Consider the following 15,459-nt stretch of genomic DNA (forward strand, 5'->3'; position numbering starts at 1 on the left):
CCGCCGTTTCACTCACAAGGAGGGACGAATGAAAAACATCAAGTTGGGAATCAAGATCGGCGGAGGCTTCGGAGTTCTGATTCTCATTGCATGCATCCTCGGCGGCATGGCGGTGTTCAACATGAAGGGCGTCGAGGGCGACTCCATCCGCCTGGCCAAGGAGTATGTCCCGGAAGTTGGCATGGCCAACGAGATCGAGCGCTCGTCCCTGCTGGCCATGTACGCCTGGCGCGGCTACGCCTTCACGGAAGAGCAGACCTTCCTGGACGAGGGGCGCAAGAAGCTCGCCGCCGTGCAGCAGGGCCTGGGCGTGGCCGAGAAGCACGCGCAGGCCTATCCTTCGCTGGTCAAACTGAAGGAGCAGGTCGTCACGGCCAAGGGCGAGGTCGCCGCCTACGTCGCCCTGTCCGACCAGACCGTGGACGTCGTCGAGGCGATGCACAACGACCGCAAGGCCCTGGACCAGGGCGCCGCATCGTACATGAAGAACTGCGCCGACTTTCTCGAATCCCAGAACGAGGCCATGAAACGTGAGATGGCCGAAGGCGCCTCGGCCGAGAAACTGTCGGAGCGCCTCGACAAGATCACCTGGCTCAACGACATCATCGACCTCGGCAACGACACCCGCATCAAGGTCTGGCGCGCCCAGGCCACACGCGACCTGAAGCTCGTCGAAGCCGCCATGGACAATTTTCCCAAAATGGAAGGGCTGTTCGACAAACTCAAGACCGTGACGAGGCAGGAAGTCAACCTCAAGCAGATCGCGGCCACGCGCGAGGCCGCCATGCAGTACAAGACGGCCATGACCAGTCTGGGCGAGCACTGGAAGGAACTCGACCAGATCAACGCCAAGCGGGCCAAATCCGGTCAGGATGTCCTTGCGGCCGCCCAGCAGACGGCCGAGGCGGGCCTGGAAGGCACCCAGAAGATCGCCGACGAGGCCGTGCAGAACCTGTCCACGGCATCGACCGTCATGATCGGCGGCCTGACCGTGGGCGTGCTGATCGGCATCTTCACGGCGGTGTTCCTGACCAAGGCCATCACCGTGCCCGTGCAGAAGGGCGTGGACTTCGCGCGCAAGCTGGCCCAGGGCGACCTGACGGCCGAGGTGGACGTCAACCAGAAGGACGAACTGGGCATCCTGGCCCAGGCCCTGCGCGAGATGGTCGCCAAGCTGCGCGAGGTCGTCAGCGAAGTCCAGTCGGCTTCCGACAACGTGGCCTCGGGCTCCGAGGAGCTGAGCGCCTCGGCCGAGCAGCTCTCCCAGGGCGCCACCGAGCAGGCCGCGTCCGTCGAGGAGGTCTCGTCCAGCATGGAGGAGATGAGCTCCAACATCCGCCAGAACGCCGACAACGCCACCCAGACCGAGAAGATCGCCCTCAAGGCAGCCCAGGACGCCCAGGCCGGCGGACAGGCCGTGGTCCAGGCCGTGGGCGCCATGAAGAACATCGCCGAGAAGATCTCCATCGTCGAGGAGATCGCACGCCAGACCAACCTCCTGGCCCTCAATGCCGCCATCGAGGCCGCCCGCGCCGGCGAGCACGGCAAGGGCTTCGCCGTGGTCGCGGCCGAGGTCAGGAAGCTGGCCGAACGCAGCGGCACCGCCGCGGCCGAGATCAGCGAGCTGTCCTCCTCCACCGTCTCCGTGGCCGACCAGGCCGGGCAGATGCTGACCAAGCTCGTCCCGGACATCCAGCGCACGGCCGAGCTCGTGCAGGAGATCTCCGCGGCCAGCAACGAGCAGAACGCCGGCGCCGAGCAGATCAACAAGGCCCTGCAGCAGCTCGACCAGGTCATCCAGCAGAACGCATCGGCCTCCGAGGAGATGGCATCCACCTCCGAGGAACTGTCCAGCCAGGCCGAACAGCTGCAGTCGACCATCTCCTTCTTCCATCTCGGCGCCACGGCCGCCCGCGTCACACGCCAGGCCGCACGCCGCGGCAAGCCCCAGCCAGCCAGGAAGCCGGCCAAGGCACTGCCCCAGAAGGGCGCGGGTGCGGGCCTGGCCCTGGACATGGGCCGCGACGACGAGGACGACGAATTCGAACGCTTCTAACCAGGGCCGAGGTAACTCATGAGCGACAACACGACGCAGCAATATCTGACCTTCGGCCTGGGCGAGGAGGTCTTCGCCCTGGAAACGGGGTCCGTGCGCGAGGTCATCGAACTCGTGCCCGTGACCCGCATCCCAAAGACCCCGCCCTTCATGCGCGGGGTCATCAACCTGCGCGGCCACGCCGTGCCCGTGGTGGACCTGCGCATCAAGTTCGACATGCCCCGGGTCAAGGATACGGTGAACACCTGCATCATCATCGTCGACGTGGAGGTGGAGGGCGAGAAGAGCCACATGGGCGCCATCGTGGACTCCGTGCGCGAGGTCTTCGAGATGGGCAGCGACCAGATCAACCCGCCGCCGCGCATGGGCACGTCCATCCGCGCCGACTTCATCAAGGGCATGGGCAAGCAGAACGAGGAATTCATCATGATCCTCGACATCGGAAAGGTCTTCTCGTCCGAAGAACTCCAGATGATGGCGGAAAACGATCTTGATGAAGACTGAGACACGATGAAAAACGAGCGTTTCTTGTCCGGCGGCCCGTATACGAGCCGCCGGACAAGGGCGACAGCGGGAAAGGGGTATGCAGGTAAAAGATGTAGGACCTTGTCATACAATCACACGAGGCATTGCATAACGCGGCGCCTTGTGACAGAGGGTACAAGCTCATACACTTTTAACCCCACCGCCCCAGGGAGACGTTCGTGAAAAACATCAAACTCGGTCTCAAGCTCATCGGCGGCTTTTGCATGACCGCCATCATCGCGTTGATCATCGGACTCGTCTGCATTGCAGGCATGCGCGGCCTCTCCGGCAGCATCGAAACCCTCGGCAACGTTTCCCTGCCGTCCGTCGAACATCTGCTACGCATCAAGGGAAGCATCTCCGACCTGTCCACGAACCTGCGCACCCTGCTGAGCGCAGAGCTTTCGGCCCAGGACCGCAGGGACATCCCGGTCCAGATCCAGGGCATCCGCGAACACTACAAGAAATCGGCCGACACCTACACGGCCCTGCCGCGCACCGCCACCGAGGACGCCAAATGGAAGGAGTGCCAGGCGACCCTGGCAACCCTGGCCGGCGCCAACAACAAGGTGCTGGAGCTCAACCAGCATCTGCTGACCCTGGACATCATGAACCCCGACGACCTCATGGGCCGGCTGCAGCAATACCGCGGCGACCACTACAAACTCATGACCGAGGTCGGAAAGCTCATGGCCACGGGCGAGGCGTTCGAGGGGGGGACTGACCACACCGCGTGCGGCTTCGGCAAGTGGGCGGCCGGCTTTTCCACCGCCAACGCCCAGCTCAAGGGCGCCATGGACGCGGTCGCGCCGAACCACCAAGCCTTTCACCAGACCATTCGCGAGATCAAGGAGCTGACCGCCGCCGGCCGCAGCGAGGAAGCCAAGGCCAAGTACATGACCCTGCTGCCCATCGCCGAAAACGTCTTCGCCCAGTTCCGCGCCATGCGCGGCCAGGCCGAAGACGCCCAGAAAACGTTCCAGGAGATGGGACGGCTGCTCATGATAGAGTCCAAGGCCACGCAGGCCAAGCTGGACGGCCACATGCTCGAGCTCGTCGAGCTCGGCGTCGGCGAAAGCCAGACCGCGGTCCAAGGCGCACGCCAGGAGGCGAACACGGACACCGCCATGGCCATCGGCGGCATGGTCGTCGGCGTGATCATCGCGCTGACCCTCGGTCTCCTGCTGACCCGGTCCATCACCGGCCCGGTGTACAAGGGCGTGGACTTCGCGCGCAAGCTGGCCCAGGGCGACCTGACGGCCGAGGTGGACGTCAACCAGAAGGACGAACTGGGCATCCTGGCCCAGGCCCTGCGCGACATGGTCGCCAAGCTGCGCGAGGTCGTCAGCGAGGTCCAGTCGGCCTCCGACAACGTGGCCTCGGGCTCCGAGGAGCTGAGCGCCTCGTCCGAGCAGCTCTCCCAGGGCGCCACCGAGCAGGCCGCGTCCGTCGAGGAGGTCTCGTCCAGCATGGAGGAGATGAGCTCCAACATCCGCCAGAACGCCGACAACGCCACCCAGACCGAGAAGATCGCCCTCAAGGCAGCCCAGGACGCCCAGGCCGGCGGACAGGCCGTGGTCCAGGCCGTGGGCGCCATGAAGAACATCGCCGAGAAGATCTCCATCGTCGAGGAGATCGCACGCCAGACCAACCTCCTGGCCCTCAATGCCGCCATCGAGGCCGCCCGCGCCGGCGAGCACGGCAAGGGCTTCGCCGTGGTCGCGGCCGAGGTCAGGAAGCTGGCCGAACGCAGCGGCACCGCCGCGGCCGAGATCAGCGAGCTGTCCTCCTCCACCGTCTCCGTGGCCGACCAGGCCGGGCAGATGCTGACCAAGCTCGTCCCGGACATCCAGCGCACGGCCGAGCTCGTGCAGGAGATCTCCGCGGCCAGCAACGAGCAGAACGCCGGCGCCGAGCAGATCAACAAGGCCCTGCAGCAGCTCGACCAGGTCATCCAGCAGAACGCATCGGCCTCCGAGGAGATGGCATCCACCTCCGAGGAACTGTCCAGCCAGGCCGAACAGCTGCAGTCGACCATCTCCTTCTTCCATCTCGGCGCCACGGCCGCCCGCGTCACACGCCAGGCCGCACGCCGCGGCAAGCCCCAGCCAGCCAGGAAGCCGGCCAAGGCACTGCCCCAGAAGGGCGCGGGTGCGGGCCTGGCCCTGGACATGGGCCGCGACGACGAGGACGACGAATTCGAACGCTTCTAACCAGGGCCGAGGTAACTCATGAGCGACAACACGACGCAGCAATATCTGACCTTCGGCCTGGGCGAGGAGGTCTTCGCCCTGGAAACGGGGTCCGTGCGCGAGGTCATCGAACTCGTGCCCGTGACCCGCATCCCAAAGACCCCGCCCTTCATGCGCGGGGTCATCAACCTGCGCGGCCACGCCGTGCCCGTGGTGGACCTGCGCATCAAGTTCGACATGCCCCGGGTCAAGGATACGGTGAACACCTGCATCATCATCGTCGACGTGGAGGTGGAGGGCGAGAAGAGCCACATGGGCGCCATCGTGGACTCCGTGCGCGAGGTCTTCGAGATGGGCAGCGACCAGATCAACCCGCCGCCGCGCATGGGCACGTCCATCCGCGCCGACTTCATCAAGGGCATGGGCAAGCAGAACGAGGAATTCATCATGATCCTCGACATCGGAAAGGTCTTCTCGTCCGAAGAACTCCATCTGCTCGAAGCCCTGGAAGAACCGGACAACGCTCCCGACTGAAACACTGCGGGCCGGGCCTTGCGGCGCGGCCCGCTTCGTGAAAAGGATTGGTTCATGTCGAACGAAACAGCACCCAACCCCCTAGGCCCCGTCCTGGTGGAATGCGCCCGCGGCCTGCCCGCGCTGCTGCCCCGCCTGTCCAGCGTGATCAAGGACCGGGAGGATGACTTTCTTCGGCTGGGAACCACCGTCTTCGGCATCAACTCCCAGGCGAACACATTCTCCTCGACGGCCACGAAAATGGCCTCGTCCGTGGGCGAAGGCGCCCTCCACGCGGCCATCGCGGAACTCGAAAAGCACACGGCCGAAGCCAAAGCCGTGTTCTCCTCGGTTTCCGCGACGCAGCAACTGCAGGGCATGACCGAGGTCCTGGGGCTCATCCGCACCCTGGACCAGGCCATGGCCCGCTTCACCCCCCTGGTGCGGACCCTCAAGGTCCTGGAAATCACGACGCGCATCGAAAGCGCCCGCCTCGGCGCCTCGGGCTCGGGCTTCACCACCCTGGCCGACGACGTGAAGGCCCTGGGAAACGTCATCGACGAGCACACGGCCAAGATCGGCGAACACTCGGCCCTGCTCATGAACCAGGTCGCCTCGTCCCTGGACCGCAGCAGAGGTCAGATTTCCGCGCAGGAGAAAGGCGTCAAGGACATGTTCGCGCAGCTTTTCTCGGGCATCGCCGAACTGGAGACCATGCGCACGGATTCCGCGGCCCTGGTCGTGGACCTGGCCAAGGGGTCGCGCCAGGTGACCGAGAGCATGGGACACGTCATCGCCTCGGTGCAGTTCCACGACATCACCCGTCAGCAGGTCGAGCACGTCGAGGAGATCCTGGCCCAGGCCGAGGGCGAGATCCGCGGACTGCCCGCAGACGGCGACATGGTCGGGATGGGCGCCTGGGTGCGCGACGTCCTGCGGCTGCAGGCCCCGTTGCTGCGCCAGGCCGAGGAAATGTTCCGCCAGGCCGTGGAAGAGTTCATCAGCAACCTGAATTCCATCGCCGACAACACCCGCGGGCTCGGCGACAGGATTGCCGCCGTGGCCTACGCGGACCAGGGAGGCCCGTCGGTCCTCGACTCCATCCGCCGGCAGATCGCCCAGGTCATGGACGCCATGCGCATGTCGAGCAGCCATGTGGCGGACATGTCCAGAACCATGTCCGGCATGGCCGAGACCATCTCCACGGTCAGCTCCTTCGTGCACGGCATCGAGGACATCGGGGCCGAGATCGAGCTCATCGCCCTCAATGCCCGCGTCAAGGCGGCCCATACCGGCGACCTGGGCCGCACGCTGGGCGTCATCGCCATGGAAATCCAGAACCTCTCGGTGGAGGCGCGGACCCGCACGGGCGAAGTGGCCACGATCCTGAACCACATTTCGACCCTGGCCGACCGGCTGTCCGAACTGGCCCGCTCGTCGGACGTGACCGAACTCGTCGGAGGCATCCAGGACCGCTTCGAGTCGGTCCTGGGCCGCCTGGCCTCCCTGGACGCGGAACTCGGACGCGATATCGGCCACCTTTCCGGCCTGGGCAGGGAACTCATCGTCCAGATCCGCACCCTGACCTCCTCCATCCATTTCCACGAGACGGTCTCGAGGCAACTGCAGGAGCTGGAAAAGGGCATCCTGGAGCTCGAGCGCGGCTTCACCCCCTTCGGCCCGGAACTCGACGCCGCCAGCCAGCCCGAAAAGCTCAAGGAGCAGCTGTCCCGCTACACCATGGACAGTGAGCGTCTCGTGCACCTCGCGGTGCTCGGGCACCATGCGACGGACGGCGACGCGGAACTTTTCGGCGACGACGGCGTGGAGCTCTTCGGGGACGACAACGTCGAACTCTTCGGAGACGACAACGTCGAGCTCTTCGACGACGGCAACGTCGAGCTCTTCGATGCCCCGGAAGCGGAAAAGCCCCCCCGGAAGGCCGAGAAGACCGCCGATCCCGATGAGGATTTCGGTGACAACGTGGAACTTTTCTAACCCGAAGGAGCCCCCATGTTCGCGAGCACCATCCACGGCACCCCGGAACATCCGGTCCTGCGGCTCGAAGGCAGCCTGACCCTGGAACACGCCACGCAGATCCATGCGGAACTCATGGCCCGCCTGGCCGCGCCGGAGCCCTTCAGCCTGGACCTCCGGGAGGCGGACAGATTCGACCTGTCCTTCGTCCAGATGCTCCACGCCCTGCTGAAGGACCAGTCCCGGCGCATCGGCTTCCTGCCCCTGCCCGACGGGCTCGTCGAACTCGCGGCGAGCGTGGGCGCCGACAGCCTGATCAAGGAAATATCGACCCGAATCGAGGAACACGTATGAGCAAGACAATAATGACGGTCGATGACTCGGCCAGCGTCCGGCAGATGGTCAGCCTGACCCTCAAGGACGCCGGCTACTCCGTCATCGAGGCCTGCGACGGCAAGGACGCCCTGGCCAAACTGTCCGGACCCGTGGACATGATCGTCACGGACCTCAACATGCCCAACATGGACGGCATCGAATTCATCCGCAACGTGCGGGCCAACGCCCAGTACAAGTTCGTTCCCATCGTCATGCTGACCACGGAATCCCAGGCCGACAAGAAGGAACAGGGCAAGGCCGCCGGCGCCACGGGCTGGATCGTCAAACCCTTCAAACCGGACCAGCTCCTGGCCGTGGCCAAGAAACTGCTGCGCTGAAAACCCTGACCCAAGGATCGCCCATGTCCAGAGAAGAACTGAACCGGCAGGCATTCCGGGAAGAGGCCTTCGAACTGCTCGGCGAACTGGAGTCCTCCCTCCTCGAACTGGAGGAGGACCCGAAAGACTCGGAAGTCATCAACAGGGTCTTCCGGGCCATGCATACCATCAAGGGTTCGGGCGCCATGTTCGGCTTCGAGGACATCGCCTCTTTCACCCACGAGGTCGAAACGGTCTTCGACCTGGCCCGCAACGGGCAGATCGCCGTGTCCAAGGAGCTTCTGAACCTGACGCTGCTGGCCAGGGACCACATCCTGGCCATGCTCGAAGGCGAGGACCAGGGCGGCGAGGCCAGGGCCAGGGAGGTCATCGTCGGCCTCAAGGCCCTCACCCCGGCCACGGAGGAGCTTCCGGCCGTCCCGGAAGCCGAAGCCCCGCCCTGCTGCGACAATGCCCCGGAGCTGGCCGCCTGGCGCATCCGCTTCGTCCCGGCCCGCAACATTTTCATGACCGGCACCAATCCGGCCGCGCTGCTCGAAGAACTGTGCGAGATGGGCGAACACCACGTCATCATGCACACCCGCGACATCCCGGAGCTCTCCGCCCTGGACCCCGAGCAGTGCATGGTCTTCTGGGACGTCATCCTGACCACGACCCGCAGCGAGGACGAGATCCGCGACGTCTTCATCTTCGTCGAGGAGGACTGCGAGCTGGACATCCAGAAGGTCGGCAGCTGCCAGACCATCGACGAGGAGTCCTACCAGCTCATCGGCCAGATCCTGGTCGACAAGAACGACATCACCAAGGACGCCCTCGAACGCATCCTCCTGGATCGCAAGCCCATCGGCCAGCTCCTGTCCGAGGCGGGCCTGGTCAGCCGCAGCCAGGTCGAGGCGGCCCTGGCAGAACAGCAGGAGGTCAAGCGCCTCAAGCAGACGGCCGGAGCCGAAGCCCAGGCTTCGAGCATCCGCGTGCCGGCCCAGAAGCTCGACTTCCTGGTGGACCTGGTGGGCGAGCTGGTCACGGCCCAGGCCCGGCTGACCCAGTTCGCCAGCGAGCAGAACGACCCGCGGCTGCAGGCCATCTCCGAGGAGATCGAGCGTCTGTCCGACGAACTGCGCGACAACACCCTGGGCATCCGCATGCTGCCCATCGGCACGACCTTCAGCCGCTTCAAGCGCCTGGTGCGCGACCTGTCCCAGGAGCTCGGCAAGCGCATCGCCCTGGAAACCCACGGCGAGGAAACGGAGCTCGACAAGACCGTCATCGAGCGCCTGAGCGACCCCCTGGTCCACCTGCTCCGCAACAGCATCGACCACGGCATCGAAAGCCCCGAGAAACGCGCCGCGCGCGGCAAGAACCCCGAGGGACGCATCGTGCTCTCGGCCGAACACTCGGGCGGCGAGGTGCTCATCCGCATCATCGACGACGGCGCGGGCATCGACCCCGACCGCATCCGGGCCAAGGCCGTGGAGAAGGGACTCATCGCCGCCGACGCCCAGATCTCTGACAAGGACGCCCTCATGCTCATCTTCGCGCCGGGCTTCTCCACGGCCGAGAAGATCACGAGCGTCTCGGGGCGAGGCGTGGGCATGGACGTGGTCAAGCGCAACATCGACGCCCTGCGCGGCCGCGTGTCCCTGGACAGCGCGCCGGGCGAAGGCACGACGGTGTCCGTGCGCATCCCCCTGACCCTGGCCATCATCGACGGCCTGCAGGTCCAGGTGGGCGAGAGCTATTTCATCATGCCGCTGGCCGCCGTGGAGGAGTGCGTGGAGCTCATCCGCCAGGACGGGGAGCGCGCGACCTTCATCAACCTGCGCGGACAGATGGTGCCATGGGTCAGCCTGCGCACGAACTTCGACATCCCCGGCGAGCGGCCGCCCATCGAGCAGGTCGTGGTCTGCAATTCCCAGAGCAGCAGGGTCGGCATCGTCGTGGACAGGGTCATCGGCGAGCACCAGACCGTCATCAAGAGCCTGGGCAAGGTCTACCGCGACGTGCGCGGCATCTCCGGGGCCACCATCAAAGGCGACGGCAGCATGGCTCTCATTCTCGACATCGCGGCCCTGAGCATCTGACCCATGTACGACGCAAGCGGCCAGAACGCCCCCCTGATGACGGACCGGGAGCTGAAGCAGTTCAGCGAGTTCATCTATTCGGAACTGGGCATCAAGATCACCCAGGCCAAGAGGACCATGCTCCAGGCCAGGTTGCAGCGCCGCCTGCGCACCCTGAACATGCGCTCCTACGGGCAGTACCTGGAGTACCTGCAGTCCCTCAAAGGGCTCGAAGTGGAGCTGCCCCAGATGGTCGACGCCGTGACCACCAACACCACGAGCTTTTTCCGCGAGCCCAGGCACTTCGAATTCCTGTCCCAGACGATTCTGCCCCAGTGGCAGAAAAAAAACGCCGGACGGGTCTTCACCGTCTGGAACGCCGGCTGCTCGTCGGGCGAGGAGCCCTATACCACGGCCATGACCCTCATGGACTATCACGAGCGGGTCAGTCCCCTGCGCTTCTCCATCGTGGCCACGGACATCTCCACCGACATCCTGCACAAGGCCGCCAGGGCCGTCTACGAAGAGGAGAAGATCGCCACCATCCCGGTGGAATTCCGCCGCAAGTACCTGCTGCGCAGCAAGGACAAGAACATGCGGATGGTGCGCATCGCGCCGGAACTGCGCGAGACGGTCAGCTTCCGGCGCCTGAACTTCATGGACAATTTCCAGTTCCGGGAGAAGATGGACCTCATCTTCTGCCGCAACGTGATGATCTATTTCGACAAAAAGACCCAGAACGAGCTGGTGCAGAAGTTCTGCAACCACCTCGAACCCGGCGGACACCTCTTCATCGGCCACTCGGAAAGCCTGGCCGGGACGGGCCTGCCGCTGCAGCAGCTGGCGCCGGCCACCTACGTCCGCATCTAGACCGGACGCCCGAGAACGCCGAAAGCGACGCACCCAAAGCCCTGTATCCCCCGGAACGCAGTACAACGAGAACGGCACCGCGCATGCTCAAAAGACTCCTCGCCCGCCGCGTCACGCAAGGCGCCGCCGACGGCTTCGACAGCGACGACGTCCTGGCCAACGCCCCCATCGGCGTCTACACGTCGACCCTGGACGGCCGCTTCCTGGCCGTCAACCCGGCCATGGCCGGCATGTTCGGCTACGACTCTCCGGCAGACATGGTCCGCTCCATCACGGACATCGCCGCGCAGATCTATTTCGCCCCCGAAGATCGGGACGAGTTCATCCTCAGGATGGAGTCCGACGGCCGGCTCATCAATTACGAATGCCGCTTCAAACGCCGCGACGGTTCGACCCTCTGGGTTTCGAGCAACGCCAGGGCCATGCGCGACAAGCACGGCCGTGTGAACCTCTACCAGGGGTTCATGACCGACATCACCCGCCGCAAGGCCGTGGAGCAGGCCCTGGTCGAAAGCGAGCTGCGACACCGCATCATCTTCGAGAATTCGCCGCTGGGCATGATCCTGTTCGACAGCGCAGGCGCCATCATCGACTGCAACGACGTGGTCGTGGAACTCATGTCCTCAACCCGCGACCGACTGATCGGCTTCAGCGCCGCCCATCTGGAATCCCCCATCGCACGCGCCGGACTGGAGCGGGCCCTGAACGGCAAGCCGGCGTTCATCGAGGGGGAGTACACGTCCGTGACCGGCGGGGCGACACGGGTTCTGCGCGCCAACTTCAAGCCCATCCAGCCCGGACAGTCCCCAACGGGCGCCATCGCGACCCTGGAGGACATCTCGGAACGCTCCCGGATGGAACGGGCCGTGCGCGAGAGCGAAGACCTGCAGCGCGTCCTGCTGGACATCCTGCCCATCGGCGTGGTCATCGTCGACGGCCAGACGCGGGCCATCGAGCGCGCCAACGAACACGTGGCCGCCCTTTTCGGCGCCGATCCCGCGGACCTGATCGGCCGCTGCTGCCACGAACTGCTCTGCCCGTCGGCCAGGGGAAAATGCCCCGTCTGCGACCAGGGCATGACGCTGGAGAACTCGGAACGGGAAATGCTCCGGGCCGACGGCAGCCGGCTGGCCATCCTGAAGACCGTCAAGCGAGTCATCATCGAAGGCCGGGAAAAGCTGCTGGAATGCTTCGTAGACGTGTCCGACCGCAAGAAGGCCGAGCAAAGGCTCAACGACTTCGCCCAGCAGATGGAGCTCAAGAACCTGGAACTCGACGACGCCCGGCTGCGGGCCGAGCAGGCCGCGCGCGACAAGAGCGATTTCCTGTCCCGCATGAGCCACGAGATCCGCACGCCGCTAAACGGCGTCATCGGCATGACGGGACTGCTCATGGACACGCGGCTGGACGAGACGCAGCGCCGCTACGTACGCACACTGAAATCCAGCGGGGAATCCCTCCTGGCCGTGGTCAACGACATCCTGGACCTTTCCAGGATCGAATCCGGCCGCCTCGAACTTGAGGGCCTGGACTTCGATCTGCGCCCGCTCCTCGACGACGTGGCCTCCATGCTCGCCGTGAAGGCGGCGGAAAGCGGCATCGAATTCATCTGCTCCGCCGACCCGGACGTCCCGGAGCACTTCAGCGGCGAGCCAGCCCTGCTGCGCCAGGTCATCACCAACCTCGCGGGCAACGCCATCAAGTTCACCCCCGAGGGCGAGGTCGAGGTCCGCGTCTCCCTGGCCCACGCCGCGAGCCCGCAGGACGCCGAGCCCATCACCCTGCTCTTCGCCGTCCGCGACACGGGCATCGGCATCCCCGAAGACATGCGGGAGCGCCTGTTCGAGGACTACACCCAGGCGGACGCATCCATCGCCAGACGTTTCGGCGGCACCGGACTGGGCCTGTCCATCTCGAAGAAACTCGTCGAACTCATGGGCGGCGAGATCGGCGTACAGAGTGTCCTGGGCCGGGGCTCCACCTTCTGGTTCACCGTCCGGCTCGAAGCATCCACTGCGGCGGGAGCCAGAGCCCTCGATCCCGGCGGACTCGAAGGGCTGCGGGTGCTGGTCGTGGACGACAACGTCACAAACCGCGAAATTCTCATGGCCCGCTTTGCGGCCTGGGGCATGCGCCCCGACGAGGCCGAGGGCGGACCGGGCGCCCTGGACAAGCTGGCCCGGGCCGCCACGGCGGGGGACCCCTTCCGCCTGGCCGTGCTCGACCACTGCATGCCGGTCATGGATGGGGAATCCCTGGGACGGGCCATCCATGCCGACGACAGGTTCCGGCACACCCGCACGCTGCTCATGACTTCCCTGGGCCAGCGCGGCGACGCCAAACGCTTCCGCGAGGCGGGCTTCTCCGGCTACCTGTGCAAGCCTGTCCTGCACGGCGAACTGAAGACCTGCCTGAACATCGTCATGGGCAGGGGCGCGGGGCCGGCCTTCGTCACCCGGCATGTGGCGCGGGAGGCGGTCAGGCGGGTCATCCCGAATTTCTCGGACCGCAATGCCCGCATCCTCCTGGTGGAGGACAATGTGACCAACCAGCAGGTCGCCCTGGGCATCCTGTCGAACATGGGCATCAAGGCCGACGCCGCGGAGAACGGATCCCTGGCCCTGGAGACGCTGTCCCGCACGGCCTACGACCTCGTGCTCATGGACGTGCAGATGCCGGTCATGGACGGCTTCCAGTGCACGCGCCTCATCCGCGACCACGCAGGCCCCGCCCTCGACCATGACGTGCCGATCATCGCCATGACGGCCCACGCCCAGACGGGTTTCAAGGAGAAATGCCTCGAAGCGGGCATGAACGACTACGTGCCCAAGCCCATCGCCCTCACGACCCTGGCCGAGGCGCTGCAGGCCTGGCTGCCGGGCGGGGACCGCCGCAGGCAGATTCCGCGCGAGGCCCCGGCCGCGGATGACGCGCGGCAGGCCGTCTGGGACAGGCAGGCCTTCATGGCCCGCATCCTGGACGACGAGGACCTGGCCCGCGACATCGTCGGCGGCTTCCGCGCCGATGCCGCGCGGCGCCTGGACATCATGCGCCGGGCCCTGTCGCAGGGGGATTTCGATCTTCTGGCCTCCCAGGCCCACAGCATCAAGGGCGCCTCGGCCAACCTGGGTGCGGACAGGCTGCGCGAAACGGCCATGACCCTGGAAACCGTCGCGGCCACCGGACGGGTGAACGCGTGCCGGGACGGCCTGGACGCGCTGTCCGAGGCCCTGGACCGGCTTCTGGAAGAATTCCATCGCACGATGCCCGAGGGGAGACGTCCGCCTGGGGGAGAGTGAACGCCGCCCTTGCCTTGGAGGCCTTCAGGCCGTAGGAACAGGCCGAACCATACAGGAGCAGGCATGAAAGCATCCACACGTTTCGTCCTCCAGACCCTGGTCGCCGTCGGCCTGTCCGTGGGCCTCGGGCTGGCCTTCAACGCCTCACGGCCCGTCAGCCTGCCGCTGGTCGAGGCCAGAAAGGCACCGGCCGCCCCCGTCTCCCAGGCTCCCGCAGCACAGAACCAGACAACGCCGACGGACGCCGATTCCCTGTCGGAGAACGCATCCGCGGCCCAGCCGGCCTCCGCCGAAACAACGGCGGAAACGATGCCGGGAACGGACAACTCCACCCCCGCCGAGAACGTCGGCGCCGACACCGGCAACGCATCGCAGGAGTTCACGCCCGCTGAGAACGCAACCGTTCCCCCGGCCGGCGGAGAAATTTCATTGCAGGACGCCGCCGCGCTCTTTTCCGCCGGACAGGCCGTCTTCGTAGATGCCCGGGACGCCGAGACATATGCCGAAGGCCATGTCCAGGGCGCCCTCTCCCTGCCCCTCCATGCTTTCGAACAGAATTTCCCCGCCGTCCGGGACCGTCTGGAGGGCAAGACGGTCATCACCTACTGCGACGGCGAACGCTGCAGCCTGAGCGCGGACCTGGCCGACGCTCTCCGGGCCCAGGGCATCGAAAACGTTCACGAACTGCTGAACGGCTGGACCCTGTGGCAGGAGCAGGGCCTGCCCACGGCCACGGGGCGGAACCCTGAACACGACGGAGGTCAGTCATGAACACGGCGTCCCTTGCCCGTTCCACGCGCATCGCCCTGGCCCTCGTCTTCCTGGCCGCTGCGCCGCAGAAGATCCTTTCGCCTACGGATTTTGCCGCAAGCATCAGCTACTACCTCATCCTGCCCGACGCGCTCATCAATTTCACGGCCCTGACACTGCCCTGGCTGGAGCTGGTCGTGGCCGCCCTGCTCTTGTGCCGGGTCTGGATGAAGCCCGCCCTCTTCCTGGCCAACGCCATGCTCGTCGTGTTCCTGGCCGCACTCGTCAGCGCCCGCCTGCGCGGCATCGACCTGTCCTGCGGGTGCTTCACGTCCGGAGGCGTGCCTTCTGGCGACATGACGTGGTACATCGTGCGCGACGGCCTCTTCCTGGCCCTGGGCCTGGCCGCGGCCCTGCTGCAGCGGGGAGCGCCCGAGGGCGACTAGCCGGCTGGCGAAAACTCCATGAAGCGAAAAAGCCAGGGTGCGCAGTGTCTTGCGCATC

At 65.7% G+C, this 15,459-nt stretch carries 12 protein-coding genes; all 12 read left to right on the plus strand.

Annotation, left to right across the window (positions count from 1 at the left end; all coding sequences use genetic code 11):
• The first annotated feature begins 28 nt into the window (after positions 1–28).
• A complete protein-coding gene (locus ACYQ3G_RS01925; RefSeq protein WP_459821871.1) occupies positions 29–2,056 on the plus strand; it encodes a methyl-accepting chemotaxis protein in 2,028 nt (675 codons plus the stop codon).
• A gap of 18 nt (positions 2,057–2,074) precedes the next feature.
• Positions 2,075–2,560 (plus strand): chemotaxis protein CheW, encoded by a 486-nt coding sequence (locus tag ACYQ3G_RS01930; protein ID WP_459821875.1) that lies wholly within the window; start codon positions 2,075–2,077, stop codon positions 2,558–2,560.
• A gap of 200 nt (positions 2,561–2,760) precedes the next feature.
• A complete protein-coding gene (locus ACYQ3G_RS01935) occupies positions 2,761–4,794 on the plus strand; it encodes a methyl-accepting chemotaxis protein (protein WP_459821879.1) in 2,034 nt (677 codons plus the stop codon).
• An 18-nt stretch (positions 4,795–4,812) separates the two neighbouring features.
• Positions 4,813–5,307 carry a chemotaxis protein CheW gene (locus tag ACYQ3G_RS01940; RefSeq protein ID WP_459821883.1) on the plus strand — a complete coding sequence of 165 codons (495 nt, stop codon included), beginning with the start codon at positions 4,813–4,815 and terminating at the stop codon, positions 5,305–5,307.
• Positions 5,308–5,361: 54 nt separating this feature from the next.
• Positions 5,362–7,284, plus strand: coding sequence for a methyl-accepting chemotaxis protein (locus ACYQ3G_RS01945; RefSeq protein WP_459821886.1), 1,923 nt, complete (start codon positions 5,362–5,364; stop codon positions 7,282–7,284).
• 15 nt (positions 7,285–7,299) lie between these two features.
• Entirely contained in the window at positions 7,300–7,617 is a 318-nt protein-coding gene (locus ACYQ3G_RS01950; RefSeq protein ID WP_459821889.1) for an STAS domain-containing protein, read from the plus strand.
• Positions 7,614–7,976, plus strand: coding sequence for a response regulator (locus ACYQ3G_RS01955; protein WP_028578452.1), 363 nt, complete (start codon positions 7,614–7,616; stop codon positions 7,974–7,976). The genes ACYQ3G_RS01950 and ACYQ3G_RS01955 overlap by 4 nt, the downstream gene beginning before the upstream one ends.
• 23 nt (positions 7,977–7,999) lie before the next feature.
• Positions 8,000–10,057 (plus strand): chemotaxis protein CheA, encoded by a 2,058-nt coding sequence (locus ACYQ3G_RS01960; protein WP_459821892.1) that lies wholly within the window; start codon positions 8,000–8,002, stop codon positions 10,055–10,057.
• Between the two features lie 3 nt (positions 10,058–10,060).
• On the plus strand, positions 10,061–10,906 hold the full coding sequence (locus ACYQ3G_RS01965) for a CheR family methyltransferase (protein ID WP_459821895.1): 846 nt from the start codon (positions 10,061–10,063) through the stop codon (positions 10,904–10,906).
• Positions 10,907–10,989: 83 nt separating this feature from the next.
• Entirely contained in the window at positions 10,990–14,205 is a 3,216-nt protein-coding gene (locus ACYQ3G_RS01970; RefSeq protein ID WP_459821900.1) for a response regulator, read from the plus strand.
• Positions 14,206–14,268: 63 nt separating this feature from the next.
• On the plus strand, positions 14,269–14,976 hold the full coding sequence (locus ACYQ3G_RS01975; protein ID WP_459821905.1) for a rhodanese-like domain-containing protein: 708 nt from the start codon (positions 14,269–14,271) through the stop codon (positions 14,974–14,976).
• Positions 14,973–15,401, plus strand: a complete 429-nt coding sequence (locus ACYQ3G_RS01980) for a MauE/DoxX family redox-associated membrane protein (protein WP_028578448.1) — start codon at positions 14,973–14,975, stop codon at positions 15,399–15,401. The genes ACYQ3G_RS01975 and ACYQ3G_RS01980 overlap by 4 nt, the downstream gene beginning before the upstream one ends.
• Positions 15,402–15,459 lie beyond the last annotated feature (58 nt).

It is taken from the genome of Desulfomicrobium salsuginis, from assembly GCF_054657795.1.